This window comes from Prosthecobacter fluviatilis (genome assembly GCF_042655725.1).
Lineage (GTDB): Bacteria > Verrucomicrobiota > Verrucomicrobiia > Verrucomicrobiales > Verrucomicrobiaceae > Prosthecobacter > Prosthecobacter fluviatilis.
This window is the reverse complement of the sequence record NZ_JBHSMQ010000001.1, coordinates 1,169,352-1,187,696: the sequence shown is the minus strand read 5'-3', so window position 1 is coordinate 1,187,696 and position 18,345 is coordinate 1,169,352. Positions and strand designations below refer to the sequence as shown.

At 62.7% G+C, this 18,345-nt stretch carries 18 protein-coding genes; 13 read left to right on the top strand and 5 right to left on the bottom strand.

The genetic code is table 11. The features are described 5' to 3' along the window. Positions 1 to 94: 94 nt before the first annotated feature. The 5 genes from ACFQDI_RS04670 to ACFQDI_RS04650 form a co-directional block, all read right to left on the bottom strand. Entirely contained in the window at positions 95 to 1,204 is a 1,110-nt protein-coding gene (locus ACFQDI_RS04670; protein WP_377163918.1) for a transposase, read from the bottom strand. A 218-nt stretch (positions 1,205 to 1,422) separates the two neighbouring features. Then, complete coding sequence (locus tag ACFQDI_RS04665; protein WP_377163916.1) at positions 1,423 to 2,982, bottom strand: formylglycine-generating enzyme family protein; 1,560 nt, start codon at positions 2,980 to 2,982, stop codon at positions 1,423 to 1,425. A 320-nt stretch (positions 2,983 to 3,302) separates the two neighbouring features. Then, positions 3,303 to 3,728 carry an acyl-CoA thioesterase gene (locus ACFQDI_RS04660; protein WP_377163914.1) on the bottom strand — a complete coding sequence of 142 codons (426 nt, stop codon included), beginning with the start codon at positions 3,726 to 3,728 and terminating at the stop codon, positions 3,303 to 3,305. 1 nt (position 3,729) lies between these two features. Then, a complete protein-coding gene (locus tag ACFQDI_RS04655) occupies positions 3,730 to 4,968 on the bottom strand; it encodes a 4-hydroxy-3-methylbut-2-enyl diphosphate reductase (RefSeq protein WP_377163912.1) in 1,239 nt (412 codons plus the stop codon). A gap of 23 nt (positions 4,969 to 4,991) precedes the next feature. Next, positions 4,992 to 5,615, bottom strand: a complete 624-nt coding sequence (locus ACFQDI_RS04650; RefSeq protein WP_377163910.1) for a L,D-transpeptidase — start codon at positions 5,613 to 5,615, stop codon at positions 4,992 to 4,994. Between the two features lie 113 nt (positions 5,616 to 5,728). On the opposite strand from ACFQDI_RS04650, the gene ACFQDI_RS04645 reads away from it, so the two are divergent. From ACFQDI_RS04645 to ACFQDI_RS04585, 13 genes are all read left to right on the top strand, one after another. Then, on the top strand, positions 5,729 to 7,426 hold the full coding sequence (locus tag ACFQDI_RS04645) for a GspE/PulE family protein (protein ID WP_377163908.1): 1,698 nt from the start codon (positions 5,729 to 5,731) through the stop codon (positions 7,424 to 7,426). 40 nt (positions 7,427 to 7,466) lie between these two features. Then, the gene (locus ACFQDI_RS04640; RefSeq protein ID WP_377163906.1) at positions 7,467 to 7,706 is read left to right on the top strand and encodes an addiction module protein; all 240 of its coding nucleotides are present in this window, start codon (positions 7,467 to 7,469) and stop codon (positions 7,704 to 7,706) included. Then, positions 7,703 to 7,999: a type II toxin-antitoxin system RelE/ParE family toxin gene (locus ACFQDI_RS04635; RefSeq protein ID WP_377163904.1), complete on the top strand. Its 297-nt coding sequence runs from the start codon at positions 7,703 to 7,705 to the stop codon at positions 7,997 to 7,999. Before ACFQDI_RS04640 ends, ACFQDI_RS04635 begins: the two co-directional genes overlap by 4 nt. Positions 8,000 to 8,004: 5 nt before the next feature. Next, on the top strand, positions 8,005 to 9,234 hold the full coding sequence (locus ACFQDI_RS04630; RefSeq protein ID WP_377163902.1) for a type II secretion system F family protein: 1,230 nt from the start codon (positions 8,005 to 8,007) through the stop codon (positions 9,232 to 9,234). Between the two features lie 66 nt (positions 9,235 to 9,300). After that, positions 9,301 to 9,753 carry a type II secretion system major pseudopilin GspG gene (gene gspG, locus ACFQDI_RS04625; RefSeq protein WP_377163900.1) on the top strand — a complete coding sequence of 151 codons (453 nt, stop codon included), beginning with the start codon at positions 9,301 to 9,303 and terminating at the stop codon, positions 9,751 to 9,753. Positions 9,754 to 9,777: 24 nt separating this feature from the next. After that, positions 9,778 to 10,485, top strand: coding sequence for a pilus assembly FimT family protein (locus ACFQDI_RS04620; protein WP_377163898.1), 708 nt, complete (start codon positions 9,778 to 9,780; stop codon positions 10,483 to 10,485). Then, positions 10,482 to 10,895 carry a type IV pilus modification PilV family protein gene (locus ACFQDI_RS04615; RefSeq protein ID WP_377163896.1) on the top strand — a complete coding sequence of 138 codons (414 nt, stop codon included), beginning with the start codon at positions 10,482 to 10,484 and terminating at the stop codon, positions 10,893 to 10,895. Before ACFQDI_RS04620 ends, ACFQDI_RS04615 begins: the two co-directional genes overlap by 4 nt. Continuing rightward, complete coding sequence (locus ACFQDI_RS04610) at positions 10,870 to 11,856, top strand: PulJ/GspJ family protein (RefSeq protein WP_377163894.1); 987 nt, start codon at positions 10,870 to 10,872, stop codon at positions 11,854 to 11,856. Before ACFQDI_RS04615 ends, ACFQDI_RS04610 begins: the two co-directional genes overlap by 26 nt. After that, the gene (locus tag ACFQDI_RS04605) at positions 11,853 to 12,803 is read left to right on the top strand and encodes a type II secretion system minor pseudopilin (protein WP_377163892.1); all 951 of its coding nucleotides are present in this window, start codon (positions 11,853 to 11,855) and stop codon (positions 12,801 to 12,803) included. Before ACFQDI_RS04610 ends, ACFQDI_RS04605 begins: the two co-directional genes overlap by 4 nt. 97 nt (positions 12,804 to 12,900) lie before the next feature. Beyond that, on the top strand, positions 12,901 to 14,118 hold the full coding sequence (locus ACFQDI_RS04600) for a hypothetical protein (RefSeq protein ID WP_377163890.1): 1,218 nt from the start codon (positions 12,901 to 12,903) through the stop codon (positions 14,116 to 14,118). 25 nt (positions 14,119 to 14,143) lie between these two features. Next, entirely contained in the window at positions 14,144 to 14,713 is a 570-nt protein-coding gene (locus tag ACFQDI_RS04595; RefSeq protein WP_377163888.1) for a GspMb/PilO family protein, read from the top strand. After that, entirely contained in the window at positions 14,710 to 15,504 is a 795-nt protein-coding gene (locus tag ACFQDI_RS04590; RefSeq protein WP_377163886.1) for a hypothetical protein, read from the top strand. Before ACFQDI_RS04595 ends, ACFQDI_RS04590 begins: the two co-directional genes overlap by 4 nt. Before the next feature lie 55 nt (positions 15,505 to 15,559). After that, on the top strand, positions 15,560 to 18,313 hold the full coding sequence (locus tag ACFQDI_RS04585) for a type II secretion system protein GspD (protein WP_377163884.1): 2,754 nt from the start codon (positions 15,560 to 15,562) through the stop codon (positions 18,311 to 18,313). Positions 18,314 to 18,345 lie beyond the last annotated feature (32 nt).

Here is an 18,345-nt window from a genome sequence, read left to right as displayed (position 1 = left end):
ATGCGGGCAGGAATGCCTGCAACGAATCTAATTGGGACTCCCATCCAGCCGATGGGAGTCTGGCGAAGTGGCAACGGCCTGGAGAAGGCTGCGCCTAGGGTGGGTGCAACGAGGGCATGCCGGCCCTGATTCTAGACTTGGCCTGATTCCACGATTTGCAGTCTACTTCTCTGATGGCATGACAAGCCTTCCCCTGCCCTGCGGCGTAAGAGCCGGAGGGGTGAGAATTCCCCCCCACTGCGCTGACTCGCAGTTGCCTCAGGGTGTAGAAGGGTTCGTTGGATTCGATGAGGCGTCGCGCTCCGTTTTTGCGCCTCGGGCCAAAAAGCTCGCGCTGGGATTCGAAGATGCTTTCCACAAACTCGCGGCTGCCCAGTGCGAGGCCATCGGTGAAGTAACGCACCCGGAGGCGCACTAGCTCCGCGGGGCTCAGCTTTCCTTTTTCCGCCAGCACGGCACGCGCAGACTCCACGCTCACACCGCGCTGCACCACTGTTTCATTCTGCGCATCCTTGATCTCACGCCCCTCCGCGTGCAGCAGGCTGCGGTAGGCTGCGGCAGCGCCCGCGCTGCGCCTGCCGTCCACTGGCTTGGCCTGAGCCTTGCACAGGCCACGCTGCGCACGCCGGCTGCCGCCGAGGGCTTCGGCGTAGCCGCACCAGCGGTAGTCTTTCGGGTCTTGGACGAGACCGGCACGCACGGGATTGAGGCTGATGTAGGTGGCCATGGTGCGCAGCGGCTCGTCTTTGCCTTCGACGAGCACGCTTTTGAAGCGGTCCATCCACAGGGTGCCGCGACGGCTGCGGCGTTTGTTGAACCAGCGGCTGAAGCATTCTTTGATTTCCTTTACGAAGAGGAAGAGATCGCAGAAGCACTTTTTGAGCGTCTCCAGCTTCTGCTCTGCCAGTACGGCCATGCCGCGCGAGCGGAAATCCGCCAGCTCATCGCGTAGCAGGCTGAGGTAGGTTTTGCTGTAGAGGATGCTGAGGTGATCGAAGAGCTTGTATTCGCCATGTAGGCCATCGAAGCGCTGGAGCCAGGTGGGGCGATGGAGCACCTCGGCGAGGAGGTGGAAGTGATTGCCCATGAGGCAGTAGGTGACGATCTTGATGCCGGAGAACTCCGCCATGCGCCAGATGATGCGACGGAGGGCTTCTTTTTCGACATCATCGAACCAGATTTCGCCGCCGCAGGTGCGAGACATGACGTGGTAGCAGTAGGGCTCCAGCGGCCCGTTGCCAAGGATACGCCTACGTCCGCCGGATCAGGAACGCGCAGCAGGGTAGAGGCCGGTTTTGGCATTCACACCGACGAGCTGCACCTCAAGCGGGAGGTGTTGGGACTGAGGAGATTGTCCGGTCTTCATGGACGCAAGTTGGACAAAAAAGGGGCGGTCATGCGATTGATGGGTTCCAAAGAGAGCTACTTTTTCTCGGCGGTCAGATCCTCGTTTTTGTTGCTGCGGCCTTTCATGCGGCCGTTTTTAGCGGGCAGGTCAAACTCCGCCCAGGCTCCGTTGGAGTAGTCAATGCGCAGGAGCTTTCCGGTGACTTTCCATTTCCCCGGAATATTGCCTGAGATCACGCTGCCGTTGCTGAGGAGCTCTTTGTCCATGGCGAAATCTCCCACTTTGAAGACCCAGCGGCCGACCAGCGCGTCCTCCGCATCAGGCTTTCCGGCGGTGTCTGTGGACTGCAGGACGCAGCGAAAACCGTAGTACGGGCGGCGCTGGGCGGGCGGGATGCCTCCGCGATTGCCGGAGAGCGCATCATCCGCCTCATAGCCGTACCAGGAGCCACCGCGTGCCACGCGGCGCTCCTTGGCATCGTCGATCCAGTCTGAGCACCACTCCCAGACGTTGCCGCCCAGGTCATGGATGCCCTGGCTGTTGGCCTGAAATGTCATCACAGGGGCCGTCGTGGCAAAGCCGTCTGAGCTGCCCTGAAAGAAGAAGTGCTTGGGAAATTTTGCCGTGAAGGCCGCATCAGCGTAGTTTCCGGAGCCGTTGGGCGGTGGCAGTGACGCGCCCCAAGGGAAGACTTTGTCAGCGGCTTTGCCCTTGGCGGCAGGCGGGCCAGCTTTTGGCTCCTTGCCCGCCAGCCCCACAGCGGTGCTCCATTCCTCATCGGTGGGCAGGCGATACGTGCGACCCTCCTTCTTGGAAAGCCAGTCGCAAAAGCCCACTGCTTCGTCCCACGACACCATCGTCACCGGCTCGCTGTCATCGGCGCTCAGGGAGACACTTTCAAACGAAACCGCTTTCCACGAGCTGCCTGCATCTGCCGAGGCGCTCGCATAGCTGGCATAGTCTCCCCGGCGTGTCTCGTGGATGCACATGAGGACGGTTGTGCCCGGCACCGGGACGAACTTCATGCCGAGGCTGTTGGTGTAGGGGCCGTCCAGGGGCGCCGCCGCTGCCGCGCCACGTGTGGCAGCCACATCATCGCCTGCATTTGCCAGGCTTTCGCGGAGCTGCTTCACATGCAGCGCGCCGTCCACATTCTGCGCCGTGGTAAGCTCATCCTGCACCTGCGCCAGCCCTTTGTCGTAGCGCTGGCGGGCGTCTGTCAGCGAAAGCTTTCGTGTGGACCGGAGCTTGGCGGCCTCAATCTTGTAGGCGGCGTAGATGTTCTTGAGGGACTCCGGCGGCGGAGCCTCTGCATCGGTGAGCAGCAGCCCCTGGTCCGTGCGCTCGATGTCGGCCTTGATCCTCACCAGAGCGTCCAGGTCCTTGCGCTTGGCGGCGGCTGCACTCTCGCGCTCCAGCGCGGGCTTCACCCGGGCATTCAGCGCCTTGATCCCCTCCTCATAAGGAATCGTCACGCTCTTGAGCACAAAGGATTCATAGCCGGCCTTCAGCGACTCCAGCCGCTGCTGCGCCTCCACAGGCAGGGCTGGCTCGGCGGCGTGCAGGCTGCATGTCAGGGCAAGTGCCAAGCTGGCGATCACGGCGCGGCGCGGCCGAAACGGGAAAAGGCTCATCCGGACACAGAACCGAATCCCAGCACGTAGTCAAAGTTCTTTGGCAGTGCACGCGTGATCACAAACGTTTGCAATCAATGCCCGGCATGGAGGGGTGGAGAATGCCTTATTCCCATTTTTTGTGAAACAGTGGATTGGGTGCCTTCACAGCCAGTAGACTGGCAGATTTAGAGCACAGCGGTTTCCTGCGCCATGCAGCTTCCTTCGCCCAAGCGCCCGACTACGAATAGATTCGCATGCCGGTGTTTTTTTGCCGCACGCTCGCCGACGGATGGGCTGGCAGCTCATTTCACGGAGATGCGATTTGCGGCGCAACTGCGCTACTTTTCTTTGGCGAGGTGGGCGTATTTGACTTTCCAGTCTTCGGGGAGGCGGACGGGGCGGCCTTCGGGCATCTGGACGAGGGCAAGGGACTGGCGGCAGGTGATGAGGAGGGCGTGGTCTTCGGCACGGCGCATTTCAAAGGAGCACCAGAAGCGGACGCGCTCGACGGTTTCGAGGCGGCCGTGGATGATGAGCTCATCGCCGAGCTTGGCGGGCTTTTTGTAGTCGATCTCAGTGCGGACGACGACGGGGAAAAGATGGGTGTGGGCCATCTCCCGGAGCTTCATGCCCATGAGGCCGGCGAGTCGGGTGCGGGCGGTCTCGATCATGCGGAGGTAGGCGATGTTGTGGACGACGCCGCCGCAGTCGGTGTCGAAGAACATGACTTCTTCGCGGGTTTCGATGGTCGGTGTTTCCTGCATGTCAGTTCAATGCGGCGCGGACGGCGGCCTCGTCGATTCCGCGCAGACCAAAGACACGGAGGACGGTGTCCTCGATGAGATTGTTGGGGCAGGAGGCACCGGCGGTGATGCCGACGGTGACGGGGCCGTCTCCGGCGAGCTTGTCGGAGTAGCTTTCCTTTTCTGCTTTGAGATGAAGGTCAAAGTGGACGATCTGCTCGAGGGATTTGAGGCAGTCGGCGGTGCGGATGAAGAAGGTGGGGAGCCGCTGCTCGCCGATTTCGACGAGGTGGGTGGTGTTGGAGCTGTTGTAGCCGCCGACGACGAGCAAGACATCGAGAGGCTGCTTGAGCAGACCGAAGAGGGAGTCCTGACGCTCCTGGGTGGCGCCGCAGATGGTGTCGAAGACCTGAAAATTAGTGACGCCAGCCTCGGGGCCATGGCGGTCGAGCACGGCCTGGCGGAGGCGGCGCTGGACTTCCTCGGTCTCTGACTTGAGCATGGTGGTCTGATTGGCGACGCCGATGCGGGTGAGGTGGAGATCGGGATCGAAACCGTCGGAATGAGCGCCGGCGGGAAAGCGCTTCAGGAAGGCCTCTTTGTCACCGCCGTTGCGGATGTAGTCGCAGACGTAGTCAACGTCTGAGAGGGTGAGGACGACGAGGTAGTTGCCCATGCCGTCGTCTCCCATGGCGCGGGAGGAGGTGGCGCGTGTTTCCTCGTGGCTGGCCTTGCCGTGAATGATGGAGGTGTAGCCGGTTTTGGCGTACTGGCGGACGCGCTTCCAGACGCTCATGACGTCGCCACAGGTGGTGTCCACGACCATGCAGCCGCGGGCGGCGATGAGCTTCATGAGGCGGGTTTCGGCACCGAAGGCGGGGACGATGACGACGTCCTCCGGCGTCAGGGTGGCGACGGTGGCCTCATGCTCGGCATTGGGGATGCTGACGACGCCCATTTCCGTGAGCTGGCGGTTGACCTCCTGATTGTGGATGATCTCTCCGAGGAGGAAGACGCGGCGGTCGGCGAAGACTTTGCGGGCGGCGTAGGCGAGGTCGATGGCGCGCTCGACACCGTAGCAGAAGCCGAAGTCACGGGCGAGGCGGATGGTGGTGTTTCCGATCTGGACGACGCTGCCTTTGGCGCGAATCTGCTCGACGATGTGACTGCGGTAGTGGGTCTCCACCTCGGCCTGCACGCGCTCCATGACCTCCGGGGTGCGAACGTTCACACGACGGGCGGCTGGAGCAGGTGCAGACATGAGATGAGATGGGGTGGGGTGGATCAGTAGTACATCTTGCCTTTGGCGGCGTCTTCAAAGACCTTGTTGCTCATCATGTAGGAGTCAGGCGGGTCGGCGAGGCTGCTGTCATCGAGAACGGGGAGGGTCTTGCCGATGGTGGCGTCTTCGGGCTGTGAGGAGGCGATGTTGAGCGGGGTGCCGGAGCGGACCATGCTGAAGATCTTCTGGGCGGACTTGATGGGGAGACGGACGCAGCCGTGGGTGCAGGGGTAGGGCTTGACCCAGCCCCAGTGCATGCCGTAGGCGGACTTGAACTCCATCCAGAAGGTCATCGGATAGCCAGCGCCGGGGCTGCTGGCACGACGGCGGTTGGCCACCTTGCTGTAGATGGTGAAATTGCCGGTGGGCGTCGGGCTGCTGGCGGTGCCGACGGAGCACGGGGTGGCGAGGAGGACTTCGTTGCCTTCCATGACGTAGACGCGCTGGGCGCCGGTGCTGAGCTTGACGCGGACGTTGGCAGGGTTTTTGACGGCCTTGGCAGGAGGATCAAAATTGAGGGAGTAGTTGCCTTTCTTGGCGGTGGCGCAGTTGCTGAGGGCCAGGGCGAGTCCAGCAAAGGCAAGCGCCTTGAGGGAGCGGCGGAGGACGATGAGATTGGAATTCATAGAGGGTGGGCATTTAGCACACGATCGCCCCTGCTCCACCGTTTTTCTTTGTGGATGATCCGCTTGCATAGAAAGCGAAACTTTGTCCACGTTGCGGCGTTGTATCGCCCCACATGCCCTCCCCTACCCTGATCGATGTCCTCGTACGCACGGCCGCCAGCGCCGGGTGCGAGGAGCCCACACGGCTGCGCCACGCCCTGGAAGTGGCCTCTGACAACCGACAGCCGCTGATGGACGCGGTGGTGGACAGCAGCATGGTGGATGAAGACAAGTTCTTTGCCCAGCTGGCGTCTGGCCTGGGCATGCCGTATGCGGAGGATGGTGCCGGAGATGCTGCGGAGGGGCTGAGGAACAACTTCCCTGCGAAGCTGGCGCTGAGACACCGCATCTGCCCGCTGCATGTGGCGAATGGCGAGGCGACGATCCTGACGTACAACCCCTTTGACCTGAGCGCGAGGCAGGCGGTGGGCCAGGAGCTGAGGAAACGGGTGCACTGGCAGATCGCCCCGCGGCACCGCATCCTGGAGGCGCTGCACCAGGGCTACGGCGTGGGTGCGGAAAACTTTGAGGAGCTGCTGGAGGGCCGGGAGGGCGGTGACGAGCACGATGACCTGAAGCAGGAGACGACGGTGCTGGACGAGGCGGACGAGGAGGCCACGGTGCTGAACTTTGTGAACCAGATCTTCCGTGAGGCGCTGAAGGAGCGTGCCACGGACATTCATGTGGAGCCGCTGGAGCGCGACCTGCGCATACGCTACCGTGTGGACGGCAAGCTGCTGGAGGTGCCGGTGCCGCCGAACATGCGGCTGCTGCAGGCGTCGCTGATTTCGCGCCTGAAGATCATGGCGCATCTGGACATCGCCGAGCGGCGGCTGCCGCAGGACGGACGCATCAATCTGGAGCTGGATGGCGAGCCGATCGACGTGCGTGTGGCGACGATCCCGAGCGTGAACGGGGAGTCTGTGGCGCTGCGACTGCTGACGCGCAAAAAGTTTGACCTGCAGGCCATCGGGCTGGACCCGGCGACGGAGGCGACGATCCGCAAGCTGCTGGCGGCGCCGAACGGGATCATCCTGGTGACGGGGCCCACGGGTTCTGGCAAATCGTCCACGCTGTACACGTTCCTGAAGGAGCTGAACACGAAGGAGCGCCGGATCGTGACGATCGAGGACCCGGTGGAAAACAAGCTGGACGGGATCATCCAGATCGCGGTGAAGCCGGAGATCGACCTGACGTTTGCGGCCGGGCTGCGGAGCATTCTGCGCGGCGACCCGAACGTGATCATGGTGGGGGAAATGCGCGACCAGGAGACGGTGGAGATCGCCATCCGCGGCGCGCTCACGGGCCACCTTGTGTTCTCCACGCTGCATACGAACGACGCCGTCAGCGGCATTTCCCGTCTGATCGACATGGGGATCGAGCCGTTCATGATTTCGTCTTCGGTGCGCGCCTTCCAGGCCCAGCGGCTGGTGCGTACGCTGTGCGGATTGTGCAAGCAGCCGGCGCACCATGAGGAAAGCCACCTGCGCAGCATTGGCTTCCCGCTGGAATGGAAGGACAAGCTGTTTCAACCTGTGGGCTGCCGTGCGTGCCGCAACACGGGTTTCTCCGGACGTCTGGCGATCATGGAAATCTGCCTGATGACGGAAGCCCTGCAGGACAAGATCAACAAACGGGCCGACACCATGGAACTCAAGGCGCAGGCGCTGAAAGACGGCATGGTGCCGATGAGGCAGTATGGCTTCCGCAAGGCGTCGGAAGGGGTGACGACGATCGAGGAGGTGATGACCGTGACGGCAGCGACGGAGTAGCAGTGTTGCCAAACCACTCCAAATTCTGTATTCTCCCTCCATGATTCTCGAAGACAATCCACCTGTAGCCTCACTGCTCAAACAGCTCACGGCCGACCAGAAATGGCAGGCTTTCCAGCTTCTATGGCAGGATGTGGTCAAAGATCACGCAGAGGAGATCGAGCCACCGGCATGGCATGAAAACGTTCTTCGTGAACGCCTCGAAAAAATCAAAAGTGGCAAAGCGGTCTGGCATGATCTGGACCAGGCATTTGATGATTTGCGGAAAGAGCTGGCATGAATGTCACCCTCGAAGAAGATGCCAAACAAGACCTGCGTGACAGCTTTCACTTTTACGAGGAGGACGAGCCTGGAGCCGGCTGGCACTTCCTCGACAAAATGCAAGCAGAGCTTCAAACTCTGGGCGGCTTTGGCGGAGTTCATCGTCAGCGCTTTGGCTTTTACTTTTACGCCTCCAGACGTTTCCCACACGGTGTCTATTACCGGATCGAGGACGACACCGTTCAGATAGCCGCCATCCTCGACAGCCGTCGCGACCCCAAGCTAATCCGCAAAATTCTTCGCCAGCGCTGATACCCATGCCCGCCTTCAACTACACCGCCCTTACCGCCACCGGACAGACGATCACCGGCTCGATCACGGTGGGATCGCGTGCGGAGGCGTTTCGGAAGATCGAGTCGCAGGCGCTGACGCCTGTGAAGGTGACGCAGGAGGAGAAGGCGGGGGCGGCGAAGGCGAAGGCTGAGGTGGATGCGGGACCTGTGAAGCTGAAGCGCGCGCAGCTGATCCTTTTCACCGAGGAGCTGGCGGATCTGCTGGACGGGGGGCTGCAAATTGACCAGGCGTTTCGGGTGATGCAGGAGCGGCAGGAGTCGGGGGTGCTGAGGCAGATCTCCGCGACGATGCGCAATGAGCTGCGGGAGGGCTCGTCTGTGGCGAAGGCGCTGAGGAAGGCGTCTCCAAGCTTTGATGATTTGTACTGCAACCTGGCAGCGGCGGGCGAGGTGAGCGGATCGCTGCCGAGCATCCTGCGCCGGCTGGCGAACAACCTGGCGGTGATGGCGGAGCTGCAGTCGAAGGTGACGCAGGCGATGATCTACCCGGCGTTCCTGATCGGCGCGTGCGTGGTGCTGATGGTGGTGTTCATGACATTCATGGTGCCGCAGATCATGGACCTGATGGGCAAGAACGGGCAGAAGCTGCCGGCGGCGACGCAGCTGCTGATCAGCTTCAACCACTTCATGGGGCAGTGGTGGTGGGTGATCGGCATTATTTTGACCGCCGCCGTGCTGACTTTCCGCGGCTACATCTCCAGCCCGGCGGGGCGGATGTGGTGGGACGGGACGAAGCTGAACCTGCCGCTGTTTGGCCCGATCATGAGCATGCGCTTTTACGCGCAATTTGCGCATTCGCTGGGCAGCCTGATCACCAACGGGGTGCCGCTGCTCAACAGCATCCGGCTGGTGTCAAAGATCTCGGCCAATGTGTTCATCCAGTCTCTGCTGGCGAAGGTGACCACGCTGGTGTCCGAAGGGGCGCCGCTTTCGAATGCGCTGCGCAAGGTGGGGAGCTTTCCGCTGCTGCTGGCGGACATGATCGCGGTGGGAGAGCAGACCGGACAGCTGGGCAAGTCGATGGAAAAATGCGCGATCCGCTACGACAAGGAGCTGGACAAGCGGATCAAACGCATGACATCGATGATTACGCCGGTCATTCTGATCGTCATGGCGGTGATGGTGGGCACGGTGGCATACTCGATTGTGGCGGCGATCGCCCAGAGCGTCACGGGCATCCGCAGCAGCGGCTAAGATGGCGCAACCAACCGTATTTCTTTCTGTTCATAACTGCAAAAAACCTGTTCAATCCGAACCATCATGAAAATCCAAACACCTCGCACCCAAGCACGCACCGCCGCCGCCTTCACGCTGATCGAAATCGTGATCACGCTGACCATCATCGCGATCCTGGCGGGTGGCTCGATGATGATGTATTCCAGCCTGATCGACACGGCGAAGGACTCGCGTGTGAGCGCGGACATGGACAAAATAGCGCTGGCGCTGCAGTCCTATGAAGGGCGGGCGCTGCGGGTGCCGACCACAGAACAGGGACTGGAGGCGCTGGTGGAAATGCCGACGCTGGAGCCGAAGCCTGAGAACTACCGCCCCTTCATGGAAGAGCTGCCGAAAGACCCCTGGGGCCAGCCGTACAAGTACCGCTTCCCGGCGCAGAAGTCGAAGAAGTCGTATGACCTGTGGACGGTGGGGCCGGACGGTGCCGACGGCACGGACGACGACATCGGCAACTGGAAGAAAGCTGCGGCCAAGTAAGCCATGAAACCTGCATGCCGTAGCATGAAGAGCTGCCATGACGTGGGTGAGAGCCTCACCGCATGTCAGGGCGGCCTCATCCGGCAGCGGGCGGAGGCCTGCGCGCGGGGATTTACGCTGGTGGAGATCGTCATCGCGCTGACTATTGTGGCCGTGCTGGCCGCGGCGTCGATGCCGATGCTGAAGGGCTTTCAGGAGGAGCGTGTGGCGCGCGAGCCCGTGACGGCGCTGCTGAAGCTGGCGCGTGAGGCGCGGCTGCGAGCGATGCAGGAGAAGCGGCCCTACCAGGTGGCTTTTCATGCCACAGGGTTTACCGCATCGCGGTATTTCAACCCCTACCTGCAGCTGGAGCAGCTGAACGAATTTCTCGAATCCGGCGAAGAGGCCCCTGCGGTGCAAAGCACGATGCAGGAGGGTGAGAAAACAGACATCGACAGCGGAGGCGGCTCGAACAAGACGACGGACCTGCCGATCGCGCCGCCGCCGCCGAAGTATGACGAGCACTGGTCTGAAGAGTACAAACTGCCGCAGGAGGTGAAGTACACGATCCAGCACTGGTATGATGCGGAACCGACCACGATCGAGGGAGAAGCGGTGAAGCTGTGGGTGTTTCAGCCCAGCGGGGTGTGCCAGCCGCTGAAGGTCCATGTGGAAGGCCCGGCCTCGACGTTTGACGTGGAGTTTGCGGCGCTGACTGCAGACATTGTGAAGGAGACCGTGGACCTGCGATGAAAGCGAATCTCCATGCCAGACGACGCCCGGCTTGGCGGGGCTTTATCCTGTTTGAGCTGGTGCTGGCGCTGACGATTTTTTCGATCGCGGTACTGGGGCTTGTGAAGGCGCTGAACATGACGCTGCAGACGGCGAACCTGCTGAGGAGGGACCAGCTCATCCGGATCGGGATGCGCAATGTGTTTGAAGAGCTGAGGAACAAACCGCTGGCCAAGATGAGCACAACGATCACGGACACGACGTTTGGGATCACTTACACAAGCAGCACGGAAGCGCTTTCGCTGAAGACGACGAACGGCGGCGTCTTGAGCGACATGTACAAACTCACCATCCATGCGACCTCGTCATTCGACGGGGTGGCGCAGGAGGACACTCTGGAGGTCTATGTTTACAAGCCAGCGCAGTCCTAGACGAAGCGGCGGCTTCACACTGATCGAGGTGGTGATCGGAATCACGATCCTGTCGATGATCACGGCGACGCTGTTTGCGGTGATCCGGGGCTCGATGCTGGCGACGACGGAGATCGAGCGCACGCAGCGTGAGAGCGACTCGATGAACCGGTACATTGAGCTGTGCCGGCGGACGTTTGCGACGCTGCCGAGCACGGCCACGCTGACGCTGAAAATCACGCAGGGCACGGAGCCGGTGATCCAGGAGCTGACGATCGCGGGCTCTCCGGACTGCTTTCCGTTTGGAGGCAACCCGATCACCTCGAAGGACACGATCCTGAGCCTGCGCCCGTACCCGGAAGCGGTGGTGGACGACAACCAGAAGCCGCTGAACTACCTGAGCCTTTCGCGCGAGGATCTGATCCCGAAGACAGAGGACCTGAAGTCGGGCATCCAGCAGTCCACGACGGGGATCTATGCGCCGGACACGGAGGGGCGGTACTGGATGCCGCTGCTGCCGGACGTGGTGTCGTTCAAGTGGAGGTTTTACGTCGAGAAGGAGGAGACGTGGTATGAGGAATGGAGCAAGTCGAAATGGCCGGACCTCATCGAGGGCCAACTGGTGATGAAAAACCGGACGCTGCCGGTGCGGATGGTCTTCAGCCTGCCTGTGCTGAACCTGGTGGCAGGCCGTGCGCCGTCCAACACGAACAACAACAACGGCAACAATAACAACAACCAGCAGGGCGGCGGGGGGAACACCAACGGACAGGGAGGCCAAGGTGGCGGACGTGGTGGCCCCGGTGGGCCGGGCGGACCTGGAGGCGGAGGTCGTGGCGGCCCCGGGGGACCTGGAGGCCCAGGCGGGCCCGGGGGACCTGGCGGTGGCGGATTTCCTGGCGGCGGACCTCCCGGAGGTGGCTTCCCAGGTGGCGGACCTCCCGGCGGCGGCGGTGGTGGAGGTGCACCTCCCGGCCCATGAAGACCTACCCTCCATCTTTTGACCGCAGAAAGCCTGCAGCCAGTGCGCGGGGCTCTGCGCTCATGCTGATGATCTGGGCGATCCTGCTCATGTCTGTGACGATCATGGGCGTGGTGGAGTACATCAGCTACAGCGCCGAGGAATCCAAGCAGGCGGCTTATGATTTCCGGGCGCTGCATCTGGCGGAGAGCGGCATCGCAGTGGGCCTGAACCCCAGCACGCGGAGGGGTGACATCGTGATGAAGCAGAAAGTGGGGCCTGACAGCGGGTTTGACGTGGTGATCAACTACGAGGGAGCGCGGATCCCGATCAACTACATCACGGACGAGCGGCTGAGGGAGGCGATCTACAACCTTTTCATTTACTGGCAGCTGAATGCGGAGGACGCGGGGGTGGCGGCGGACTCTCTGGCAGACTGGGTGGACAATGACAGCACGCAGCGTGCGAACGGTGCGGAGGCGGAGTATTACAAGAGCCTGGGCATCTACGACGCGCCGCGCAACCAGGGCTTCATCCGGGTGGAGGAAATGATCCTGGTGCGCGGGATGGACGCGGTGGACCGCAAGAAGCCGGACTGGCGGAACTTTTTCAGCATCTACGGAGAGGGGCAGATCGACCTGCGGACGGTTTTCAAGGATGTGCTGCTGGCCATCACGGGGGCGTCTGAAAACGATGTGCAGCGCTTCATCACCGAGCGTGACGGCGGGGACGGCATTCCAGGCACGGAGGATGACCGCCGGATCCGCGCGCCGGAGGCCTACCAGATTCTGGGGCTGAACGGGGACCGGCTGAATGCGGTGAGCGGCATCGTGAATGACAGCGACACGACGCTGAGGCGCATCACGAGCATCGGGTGGGTGGGGACGAAGCGCTCCAAGATCACCCTGGTGACCCGCCGTGATCAGACGACGGGAGCGGTGACCTACCTCGGGCGGATCGAGGAGTAAAAAAACTCGACAATCCAAGCATCACCCGACATTCGATATTCGTCATTCAATACCGCAACTTCCCAAGCAATCGCGCGTTTTACCCAGCCCTCAACGAATGTCACTCACCGCCACCACCCTGCTCCTCCCCGCTCCTGATGCCTCCTGGCGTGTGTGGAAGCCGCGTGCGACCTCCAGCGCGGAGACGGTGGAGAGCCCGGCGGAGGCCACGCATGTGAGCAAGCCGCTGGTGATCGGGCTGCCGGCGTCGGCGTGCCGGACGCTGGGGCTGATCCTGCCGCAGACGGACAGCGAGCTGCTGGAGCAGATCATCACGACGCAGCTGGAACGGCGTGGCTTCAAGCTGGAGCAGGACGCGGTGGGCCGGAACTACCGCTGGCACCTGCTGGGGCAGAACGGCGGGCTGGCCATCATCAGCGTGGACATCCTGGCGGAGCCTTTTCCGGAGGCGCTGGCGGCCTCCCACGCGAGCGACTACACGGCAGCGCTGAGGCTGGCGCAGCTGCCTGCAGGGCACATCGTCATCGCAGAGGAACAGGGGGACCTGGTGCTGGCCGCGAGCCATCAGGGCAGGCTGTACCACAGCCATATTTTTGCCAAGACGCCTGCCGCCGAAGATGCGCTGGCTCTGGAGATCACGCTGGCGCGGCTGACGCTGGAGTCGGAGCTCGGCACCGGCGCGATCGAGGGTGTGGCGCTGGTGGGGGAAAATTTTGACCGTGGGCTGACCACGCGCCTGAGCTCAGCGCTGGAGATGCCGGTGCGCATCCTCGCAGACCTGCCGCCGAACGGCAGCCTGGACACGCGGACGTGGACGAAGATGCTGCCGGCCGGGGTGCGTGACGCGATCAGCGCCAGCACACGGCGTGCGAAGATGATCCGCTGGCTGACGCTGGGCGGGATGCTGTATGCCTCGCTGGCCTTTCTGGCGTTTGCCTACCTGCACCTGCAGGAGAAGCGCGCGGCAAAGCTGGCGGAGGAAGTGGAGGAGACCAGCGAGCCAGCGGCGGCGGTGCGCAAGGCGAATGAGCGGTGGAAGGTGCTGGCGCCAGCGATCGAACAGCAGCGCTACCCGCTGTTTCTGCTGGGGGAGATCAACCGCATCATGCCCGCAAGCGGGATCGTAATCCGCAAATTTGAAGTGAAGGGCAAGGAGATCGACATCCGCGGAGAGGCGCGCGACGCGCAGCTGGCGTTTCAGTTCATCGAAGACTTCAAGAAGAACCGCGTCCTGAGCCGCTATGTGTGGACGAACCCCCGGCCCGAAGTCAAAGGGACCACGGCGAGCTTCCGGGCACAGGGCAAGCTGCCGTAAACAAACCTCCCCCCTTCCCTTCCCCATGGCACTGGCCCTCACCCAACGTGAAAAGAAGCTGCTCGCAGCGTGCATCGGCACGCTGCTGATGATGGCGACATTCATCATGCTGAAGCAGTTTTTGGACCGCCGGACGGCGGTGCTGGCGCGCATCTCCACGCTGGAAAACGAGAAGAGCGAGAACAGCCACTGGATGGCTGACCGGGACTTCTGGGACAAGCGCTCCGCCTGGATGGAGCAGCACATGCCGACCACCGAAAGCCTGGGCACGGCGCAGGCAAAACTGCTGGAGGAGATCCAAAACGTGGCGCTGGACTACCAGCTGCAGGTGCAGAAGCAGCAGCTGCTGCCGGATGCCGCAGACAGCAAGGCCAACGCGGCGCTGTACCGCGAAGTGGCGGTGGAAGTGAGGCTGCGCGGGGACCAGACCACGCTGCTGGGCTGGCTGGCGACGCTGCAGTCTCCGGAGAAGTTTCAAGCCATCAAACAGATCGAGCTGGAGATCGACCCCAAGGCCAAGGAGAAGACGCCGCAGGCACTTTGCAACCTCGTGCTGGCGCGCTGGTTCAAACCTGAAAACGGATTCCAGCCATGAAAGCGCTTTTCACCACCCTGCTCATGACGTGCGCGGCGACGTGCCTGCACGCGCAGTCGCTCGTGCCTGCGGCACCCGCCGCAGCGCCAGCGGCAGCGGCGGAAACGACGGTCACCAGCTCCGACCTGCTGCCCCTTCCCGGAGACGAACTGCTGCCACCGCAGGAAACGGCGGCCGCACCTGCGACTGCTGCAGCGCCAGCGGGGCCGGTGGACCCCGACCTGCCGCAGCCGTTTGATGCGAACTCCCTGAACGCCATCATCCAAAACTCGCCCTTCACGCGGATCGTGAGCATCTCTGACTCGCTGGTGCTCACGGGGATGGCGTATGTGAACGGCAAGCCGGTGGTGACCATCTTTGACAGAAACGAGAAGCAGTCGCTGGTCGTGACCGAGGAGCCCAACCTCAAGGGCTGGAAGCTGATGGAGGCGCTGCCCACGACCAACATCGAGCGTGCGCAGGCGAAAATCGCGATCGGAGGGGAGACCTTCAGCATCAGGCACAGCGCGCTGGACAAGAACGACCTGGCCAAAGGCAAGAGCGACAAAGGAGACAAGGGCCCGCGCAACGACTCCAACGGAGACCGCTTCAACCGGGGCAGCCGTGGACCGAGCGAGGAGGACCGGAAAAAGTACGAAAGCCTCTCTGACAAGGCGAAGGAGAAATTCCGCGACGCGATGCGGGAAAAATTCAGTGACGAGAAATTCCGCAACGCCCCGGAAGAGGAGCGCCGCAATGCCATTCGCTCCATGTTTGACAAGATCCAAAAAGAAGACAGCGGCGGCAAATAAAACGCACCGCTGACGTTCAACCACGCCCACAACGCCAACGCCACACACTTTTCGCATGCATCGCTGTCTTCCCGTACTCACCACGCTTGTGTTTGCCGCCTCCGCCGTTGTTCGCGGACAGAGCATCGTGCCACCAGCACCGCCGCCCACACCTGCAGCCCCTGCGGCCGCCGCACCTGCGCCAGCCGCCGCGCCAGAAGCGCCCGTGACAGCACCGGCACCCGCTGCTGCGGCCCCAGCGCCAGCTGCAGCCCCTGCTCAAGCAGCCCCGGCCCAGCCGCAGGCCGCGCCCGCAGCGGATGGCAGCCAGCCTGCTGCGCCGGCTGAGGGCATGCGGCCGCCCGGAGGCGGACCTCCTGGCGGTGGCTTTCCAGGTGGTGGGCGTGGCGGCTTTGGCCGCCGCAGCGGTGGTTTTGGCGGACCTGGCGGTGGCTTCGGAGGTCCGGGAGGCATGGGCGCCGACGGAGCAGGCGCACCGGGGGAGGCCGAGTCCTTCCAGATCACTGGTGACAATGTGATGATGCAGTTTGCCAACAATCCGGTGGCCGACCTGCTGGCGATCTATGAAAAGCTGACGGGCTACACGCTGATCAAGGACACAAACATCTTTGAGGGGGCGACGATCAGCCTGGTGACGCCGAAGCAGGTGCCGAAGGCCGAGGCCATCAAGCTCATCGAGGCCTCGCTGCTGGCCAACGGCTACGCCATCGTGGCAGAGCCGGGCAGCAACAGCGCGAAGATCCTGCCTGCGCGCAACCAAAGCGCGAATGCGGTGCAGTTTTCCCACGGGGTGAGGTTTTACACGAGCGCGAAGGAGATCCCGGAGGGAGAAAGCATCGTGTCCTACTTCATGAAGCTGGACTACCTGGCCCCGGAGGACGCGGCCACCATGTTTTCCGGTCATGTGGGGCTGGGTGCGTATGGCCGCATCACGCCAGTGACGTCTCCGCCGGGACTGCTGATCACGGAGAGCGCCACGATCGTGAAACAGCTGATCGGGATTCGTGAGGCGATTGATCTCGGGGACACCGGCTCCACGCTGGTGACGAAATTCATCCCCATCAAGTTTGCGGATGCGGCGGTGATCGCGCAGATCATTCAGGCCACTCTGAATGCGCAGGCGCAGGAAAAGGAAACGAAGGGGGTGAACACCATCCGTGGCACAGCCGCGAGCGACGGCCGTGAAAAAGGCGGCGACAACAATGCGCCGAGGCCGCCCTCCCCTGGCCAGAGCAGCGTGTCACAGTCATCTGCCAACGCGCAGAATCCGCAGCCGAGCACGCAGGTGGTGGCCGACACGCGGCTGAACCAGATCCTCGTCGTGGCCTCGCCGCTGGACTACACGTATGTGGCGAGCCTGATAGCGGAGTTTGACAAGCCGCTGGAGAATACCGAGCCGTATGAGCGGAAGCTGAAGTATGCAGCCGCGCTGGATGTGCTGAGCGCGCTGGTGGACCGCCTGCAGGAGCTGAACACGGGCACCACCCAGCTGCCGGGCGGGGGCTCGCTTCAGCAGCAGCGCCAGCAGGTGCTGGCCACGAACAGCACGCAGCTGCTCGGAGGACGGACCACACAGGGCACACGTGGCGGCGTGATCGGCAACACGGCAGCAAGCAGCACGAGCTCTGACACCGCGAGTGCGAGCACAGGCACCACGGGCACGACCGGAACCACAGGGAGCACCGGAGGCTCGCGAGCCGATGTGGTGTCCGGCCCGACGGAAAACAACGCCCCGGTCTCCGTGCTGGTGGGCAAGTCCCGCATCGTGGCAGATCCCATGTCCAACACGATCATCGTCATGGGGCGGCAGGAGGAGATCGAGAAAGTGGACGGCCTGCTGGACAAGCTGGACCGCAAGCCCTCCCAGGTGTACCTGGCCACGGTGATCGGTGAACTGACGCTCACCGACACGATGCTGACGGGGGTGGATTACATCTCCTCGCTGACCAACAAAAATTTCACGGCGAGCAGCATCACCAACCGCACGGACATCCTGGGAGGAACGGGCGGAACGGGACGCGCCATCAATGACCTGCGTACCAATGCCATCACGACGCCGTTTGGCCCCTCCTCGGGACTGAACCTCTACGGTGCGGCGGGCAGCGGCCTGGGGGTCTTCCTCAATGCGCTGCAGACGAACAGCAATTTCAAAGTCCTCTCGCGGCCCTCCATCTTTGCGCTGAACAACAAGAAGGCCGTCATCTCCTCCGGCCGGAAGGTGCCCTACCCGGCGAGCACGGTGACCAATGCCTCCAACCTGAACGGAACGGTGACGTCCACCACGAGCTACCTGGATGTGGTGCTGAAGCTGGAAGTGGTGCCGCTGATCAACACGGACGGGGAGGTGACGCTGACCATTTCCCAGATCAACGACACTCTGATCGGCACGCAGCTGATCCAGCCCAACCTGGTGCCGATCATCGGTACGGAGCAGCTCGTCACCTCCGTGACGATCCCGGACCGCAACACCATCGTGCTCGGGGGGCTGATCTCCGAGGAGAAAAACCTGTCGCAGAACGGCATCCCCGTGCTGGGCAAGATCCCGGGCCTGGGCAAGCTCTTCCGCACGGACAACAACAGCGTAACCCGCAAGGAGCTGATCGTTTTCATTCAACCGCAGGTGGTGACCGACACCGACAGCGTGCGTGAGACGTCTCTGAGCGAGGACATCCGCACGACCGCGGGCGCACAGGCGGCGCAGCGCTTTCCGCAAGTGCCGCCGCCACCTGCGCCTGAGCCGGTGGAAGTCCCGGCCAAGAAGAAGAATTTTTTCCAACGGATGTTCAGCCGCGACCCGAAGCCGCAATGATGCGGAGGGGCCGAGCGGGCGAAGATGGAGAG